Genomic DNA, 6495 nt, shown 5'->3' on the forward strand with positions numbered 1-6495 from the left:
ATTCAATCAGTGCCTTGTCTTTAAACCCCATATCAATCAAATCCAGATAGGCCTTTTTCAGACGTCTGTGCAGGCTATACTCACTCTCGTTCCCGATTAGCTCAGCGTGTTCTGATTGAATGCGCTTCCGAACGTGGGTGACATAAGCCTCGTCCTCTGCATCAATAAATTTAGCAACCTGTTCCTTGCTGAGTTTTAGCATCATTGCCCTCCTTTTACGAAATAATCATTGCTGTCAAACGAATACACCCACTCATTAATCCCATTGGTAAAAGCAACCAGTTGTTCTGGACTGAAAATATCTCGGATTTGATGCAGAATGCGGGGATCATAAAAACGGAACAAGGCCATTTTCCCCGTTTCCAGTTGGATATTCAGATAAGATTCAAGGTGGCAGGTGAGGTTATCTAGCGACAGTGTGGTGTGTAACCAAGAGACAGACGGTGCTACCTGTTCGAGTTTGGATAATTTTTCTTCCCATGATTTGGCCTGAGCCATATCAAACAACCACGGCCCGGCAAAGGCAATTTTGGCATCCGGCCATTGCCGGAAAAGCGGGTTATTCACCCCTGGGATATAAGTTATTTCTTCACCAAAATAGCGTTCATATTGCAAGCCATTGACCAGAGCGTATTGTTTGGTATCAGGGTGCGTCTTTTGGTATTCCGTCCATTTCGTCTGTAATTCTGGTGTCATGACTGCCCCCTGATCACCATTGCAGAACCTTCCAGCTCAGCTTTCATCAGGCAGGTCAGACAAATTTCTTCCAGTGGTTCGGTAAGCATTTTTTCAGCTTGAGTAACAGTGGTTTGTTTCAGCTTATCCAACATATCCGGCAATTTGCCGCCCCAGCCTGAACCATTGCCCGGCGCACCACTGCCAAGGTTAACCGCCGCGCTGCTGGTGATCCCGCCGGCATCAATTTTCAGAAAATGCCCCGCCGCCTGAATGGTCAGTTCAGACCCCGCATCAATCACCACTTTGGCACCGGCACTCAGGTGAATTTCATTGCCGCTCTGGGTTAACAGCGCATCGTCGGCCTTGATATGCAGCTTTTGACCTGTCGATAATGAAATATCATTACCCGCCAAGACACGGTATTCATTATCAATACGCAAATGCGCGTCATTTTTAATATGATGTGTCCGGTTATGGCCCACATTGTGGGTTTCGTCATGGAGAATTTGCGCTTTGATGTCTTTCTGGGCATGAATAAACACTTCCTCACTGCCTTTTGCATCCTCAAAGCGCAGTTCGTTGAAACCTTCACCCTTGTGGGTTTTGGTCTTAAACGTGGTGCGGGTTTTCTCGGCCGGCAAATCCAGCGGCGGGCGGTTGAGTCCGTTATACACGCAGCCGGTGACAATCGGGCGGTCAATATCGCCATTGAGATAAGAGACAATCACTTCCTGCCCGATGCGCGGGATCGCCATAAAACCAAAGCCATATCCGTTCCAGCCCTGTGCCACGCGCACCCAGCATGAAGCGCTGTCATCAGGCTTGTCGTAACGGTTCCAGTGGAAGTGCACTTTAATCGCACCGTCTTTGTTGACGAAAATTTCTTCGCCTTCGGGTCCGACAACCGTAGCGCTTTCGTCACCGTCGGCCAGTGGCTTGTAATGAAACGGTGGACGCCAGTCGGCATAGCCGTCAATAAAACTAAAATCGTTGCTGAGCGTGGTACCCTCCCCACCGTCCCCCAGTGCCTGCGGACAACGGCCATAATGACTGATGCCGACAATCTGCCAGCGGGTATTGAGCGGATTATGGGGGTGATTTTCGATTTGGAAGATTTTTCCCGGCCGCAGTTTAATGCAGTTGCTCTGCCCGCTGCCAGTTTGCGTCTGGTTTTTCAGCACTTCGTGGCGGTATTTCACGAACGGCTTGCCTTCGGCTTCCTGCTGGAAACGCCCGTAACTTTCGTAAATGGTATACGGCGTGAGTGAACCCAATGCCTGATATTCCGGGCTGCTCTCCAGTTGATACACCTGGGAAAGCGGCCGGTCCGGATTGTAATCCCGGTGGATACTGCGCTTGGGTGCCATGCCGACCCCCAGCCGCACCTGATAAATGACATCCTGCCCGTGGGCGGTGTCCGGCTGGGGCTGGTATTGCAACGGCAGGTTGGCCGTCATTCCCAGATGGCTGTCACTGAAAAACAACGTTTCATCTTCAAACCAGAAACTGATCCCTTCTTCGGCAGCCAGCCGGCAGAAGAAAGCGTAATCCGACTCCCGTTTCTGGGTGGTGTATTCCCGGTTCTGATGCGGATCTTCCAGTTGTGAATCCGCCCGGACATGGTGCTTTTTCAGCAACAGTTTCATGATATCCGGCACCGTCTGACGATGGTAAATATGGCTGTCCTGATTGAGTGTCAGCCGCCAGAGGAACGGGCGCACGATGAACGTGTAGCGTGTTTGATTACCATCGGTGCCGCACCAGTCGGCGTGGGAGATGATGCCGGTGATTTTGCGTTGCTCCTGTTCCCCGTAAAAGATTTGCAGCACCGCTTCCTGCATCAGCAGCGCGGTTAAATCAATTTCCGGTTTGGGTTTAAAGGGGTTATCAGGCAGGGACTGAACCAGTGTCAGGTTCAAAGTGAAGAGGTCAGAAAGCCCTTCGTGCAGGGTAAAATCTGCCACGGCAAACGTATTTTCGGGTAAATCACCTATCCGGCAAAGAAAGCGTAATCCGCTTTTTAGCATTATTCTCTCCTTATTTTTCATCCACTTTCATCGTATTACATTTCGCTGCGCAGTCCGGTACGCTGCCGGAATGTCCATAACACCTGTTGCTCACCCTGCCGATAAATGTTTAACAGAATGAAATTATTCCGCACGACAAAGCACGCCAGCAGTTCGTCGATAACCCGGCAGAACTGATACATAATGCCGTCATTGTCGTAACAGGCCGGATCGAGGTAGAGATGCAGGGTGTTGCCATTAATGGGACGTCCCTGTCCCTGTTTCGTGTTATCAATACGTGCACCTGACCGGGCGTCAATCCGCACAATGCCGTTGATATGTTGCTGCATCCGCCGGCTCAGGGGGCGATCGTGTTCAGCATAACAATCATACAGGCGCAGGAAGGCTTTCAGTGAGGCGGCATCAAACAGTAAAAAAGGCGGGCAGTTTAAGAGGTTTATCAGCGACCAGTCTGATTTTCCCATCACCATCGGGGGAAAATCGGGAGAAACCACCGTGATATTACGGGCGTGTAAATGGGCGGGCACCGACGCCGGAGTGTGCGTAATTTCACCGATACCCAACTGCATGGCCTGAATATGGAAGCCGGTGAAATGGGCGCATACTGCCTGCGGTGACAGGTTGTTCGCGGCTTTCCCGTCCATGCCGGTAAAGTGTGCCTGATTGTGAAGCCGCCCCAGTAAATCGTCTGTCACCCGCGACCGAAAATAGACGTTATCCGGATCACCCGCATCGAGCAGCCAGTCGCTTTTGGGCTGGAACTGGTCAACCGGCAGAAAATGACAGGGCTTTCCACGGGGTGCGCTTTCCTGAGCCGCTTTTTCGCCGGGTTGCTTCGCCGTCTGGATGCTGTCTATGCGGAAAAGTCGCGCGGTGTCTGCCAGCGCCAGTGGATAACACGCCTTATCCGGTTCCAGTGAAATGGGCGGGCTGACCATCGGTTCCAGATGGATCGCCGGCACACAGCCAAGCTGAAAGGCATCACCCAACTCATCGATCGGCAGCTCCCCTTGCAGGCGGAAAATCAGCTCACAGGTATTATCCGGGTTTAACTTCAAATCGTGTTGTTCATTGATATCTAAGGTGATGAAATTAAATACATGGGGCAGGCAGTAATATTCCGTCATTTGTTGCAGGCGGGCAAAAGGCAGCTTTTCGGTGGGCAACAGGGTGTGCTGGAAATTCGCGCCCCAGCCAGAAGAATAACTGTTTCTGAGCCGGATTTCTTCCTCCGCCGTGCGCAGATAAAAGTCATCAATGTGCATATCCAGCCACAAACTCAACTGGGCTGCCCGGTTTTTATCGGTGCCCAAAAAGAAATGCAGTTTTCCGCCTGACCAACCCGGCGACACATTGCCCGTCCGGTGCAACGTCAGCACAATATCACTGTATTCGCGGGTCTTTTGGATCTGTTTATCCCGCACCACAAACGGCTCGACAGGCAAGTCGCGGCAGGTGTGAAACGGTAAATTTTGCTCCCCCTCAGCGGCCGTCACCGGGGTGCCTTTCGGGATATTGACCGCCCCCTGATGTACGCCCTGATGGGGCGTGAATTGAATGATGGTTGTCGGGGGCACGGGGCGTAAGGTATGAGGCCAGATGCGTGCAAGCGTTTCATGGGACACTTCGGGATAAGTATCCCCGATTTTACTGCGCAGGTTGGAAGACAGGAGGGCGAAACCTTCCAGCAAACGCAGGATATCCGGGTCATTGGGATGTTCCAGAAACTCAGCCAGATGAGGATTTTCGGCGGCCGCCAGCTTCATCTTTTCCCGCAGATAGGCCAGTTCTTGCAGGTACAGAGATTCCTTCTGATTTTTCATTTTTTCTCTTTTCTTACACAGGCATTCAAGTTAATGATTTATCGGAATTTAATTTAAAACCTTTATGAATAACAAAAGAAACAGGGTTAACCCGGTTATCATACGGAATTATCCGTTAATTTAATTAATAAATTGTGATTTTTGTGTCATCCAAGAAAAAATTAAAAAACAGGGGTTCCCTCCCGTTGACCCCACCCGGCTCAACCGCTAATATTTGCCTGTAACCTCAATGATCTTATCGCCTGCAAAGATCGCCTTCGGGTGGCGAGCAAAAAACTCCCGTAGCCTGAAAGGGAGAGCAAAATTGCGGTACATCTGCGCACTTTTGGAAGCAGATATTGCCGGACACATAACCCATCGTCCGGCGATGAAAGTTTACCGGTCTTATGCACCGGCTTATCACCCACTCCCCGCAGAATGGTATCTGCCACGTTCTGACCAATACAATACTGTTTTAATCGGTACAACATTCACCGACATGCTTATCCACGAATAACAAACGTCCCGAAAACTGTGCGGCGTCACTTGCGTAACAGCGTAGCGATTACCAAGTGACGCCGCCGGGCGGCAAACGTCCAGAGCGCAACCGGACTGGCTTTACGGCCGATTTGAACTACGAATTACTCAGTGCAACCTCTCGAAACAGGCCATTGACTGACATTTCGTTTGATTGATGAACGAATTTCAAGTCTGGTTTTCAACCCACTGCCTTAAAACAGGCTGATACAGCAAAAAAGGAAATATGACACACGTCACGATTAATGAGGCGTTCATCCTGACTGAGATCAGGCACTGAACGGGGAGTACACCATCGCCGTGCTTGGCATGCACGTAGCGAACTCCTGCAATAACTCAACACAATGCTCTCTCTGCTACACATTATCTGACGCACCAAGGAACGGTGAACCTAACCGACACGCAGAGAATGTTTCAAAATGTTAGAAATGAATGAAAATGGTCTGAAAACACAGGGGAAATGCGGATAGCAAAGCGATCACGAACGAGAACAAACAACAAAGATTGATTTAGCCGTCCGTATTCTCCTCTGAGTTTGTGCGCTCTTGAGAGGAGCTATAACCGTTAAACTTAGTAATTCGGTTATTGAGTCAGATAAAACAATCAGTTAAAGTATCCCCGCCATTGGCAAAATCCAATGGTCAAGGTTTAGCAGCCTTGTCACTCATAGACACTGGCAGAAATTTTGCCAGTGTGCCTGCTATCGCCCTTTCAATGGTGGTTCAGGCAGGGGAGACGTAAGTCTCGCTGGTATGAGTGCCAGTCTGCTAACCCTGTCTGAATCGCCACCATCAATATTAATTAATGGAAGGGGTAGCAGGAATGAATAACGTTAGAAATGACTGGCATCAGGCCGATATTATTGCTGCATTACGTAAACGTGGTACAACCTTAGCGGCTGTCTCGCGTGAAGCGGGACTCAGTTCATCGACATTAGCAAACGCATTAAGCCGCCCGTGGCCTAAAGGGGAGTGGATTATTGCGAACTACCTCGGTATACATCCTTCGGAAATCTGGCCGAGTCGCTATTTTGGTGTTAGTGGTCAACTGATTGAACGCAAGGTTCGCGATAAGTCACAAGAATAACCTGCCTCAATTTGTGATCGACTTCGTAAAAATGATAAATTTTAATATGAAGCCTTGAGTATGAAATGGCAGCCAAATTTGACCATTTTTAAACCTCATGGCTTTTTTGCTGTAAAACAACGGAAAAAATATACAAACGTAATAAAGGTTAGTATAATCAGCCCCATGCCGAGATTTATGTAACAAAATAATTCAGGGGCATTAAAAGGGGCACAAAAGAGACATCTGAAAATAAATTTATTATAATCAATAAATTACATTTATTTCAGATTATTGACAAAGTGCTGGTTTTTTATCCGGCACTTTGCTTTAATCAAATTCCGTTCACCCGACGGAGCTTGCCGCCATGTTAAGGATCCCCTCTC

6 protein-coding genes and 1 pseudogene are annotated in these 6495 nt (G+C 49.2%); 3 read left to right on the forward strand and 4 right to left on the reverse strand.

The window, feature by feature from the left end; all coding sequences use genetic code 11:
* The 4 genes and pseudogenes from PSI17_RS15520 to PSI17_RS15535 all read right to left on the reverse strand — a co-directional run.
* A pseudogene (locus PSI17_RS15520) lies at window positions 1–202 on the reverse strand (hypothetical protein); the annotation flags it as partial.
* The gene (locus PSI17_RS15525; protein ID WP_273552837.1) at window positions 202–696 is read right to left on the reverse strand and encodes a DUF4123 domain-containing protein; all 495 of its coding nucleotides are present in this window, start codon (window positions 694–696) and stop codon (window positions 202–204) included. The pseudogene PSI17_RS15520 and the gene PSI17_RS15525, both read right to left, overlap by 1 nt.
* Window positions 693–2705, reverse strand: a complete 2013-nt coding sequence (locus tag PSI17_RS15530) for a type VI secretion system Vgr family protein (RefSeq protein ID WP_273552838.1) — start codon at window positions 2703–2705, stop codon at window positions 693–695. The genes PSI17_RS15525 and PSI17_RS15530 overlap by 4 nt, the downstream gene beginning before the upstream one ends.
* Window positions 2706–2740: 35 nt before the next feature.
* A complete protein-coding gene (locus PSI17_RS15535; protein ID WP_273552839.1) occupies window positions 2741–4528 on the reverse strand; it encodes a type VI secretion system baseplate subunit TssF in 1788 nt (595 codons plus the stop codon).
* Between the two features lie 304 nt (window positions 4529–4832).
* Here PSI17_RS15535 and PSI17_RS15540 point away from each other — a divergent pair, with 304 nt between their 5' ends.
* The 3 genes from PSI17_RS15540 to PSI17_RS15550 all read left to right on the forward strand — a co-directional run bounded on the left by PSI17_RS15540 (window position 4833) and on the right by PSI17_RS15550 (window position 6130).
* Entirely contained in the window at window positions 4833–5024 is a 192-nt protein-coding gene (locus PSI17_RS15540) for a hypothetical protein (protein WP_273552840.1), read from the forward strand.
* A 605-nt stretch (window positions 5025–5629) separates the two neighbouring features.
* Window positions 5630–5785, forward strand: a complete 156-nt coding sequence (locus PSI17_RS15545; protein WP_273552841.1) for a hypothetical protein — start codon at window positions 5630–5632, stop codon at window positions 5783–5785.
* Window positions 5786–5866: 81 nt separating this feature from the next.
* Entirely contained in the window at window positions 5867–6130 is a 264-nt protein-coding gene (locus PSI17_RS15550; RefSeq protein ID WP_045969202.1) for a helix-turn-helix domain-containing protein, read from the forward strand.
* The last annotated feature ends 365 nt before the right edge of the window (window positions 6131–6495 follow it).

The organism is Xenorhabdus sp. IM139775, assembly GCF_028598745.1.
GTDB lineage: Bacteria > Pseudomonadota > Gammaproteobacteria > Enterobacterales > Enterobacteriaceae > Xenorhabdus.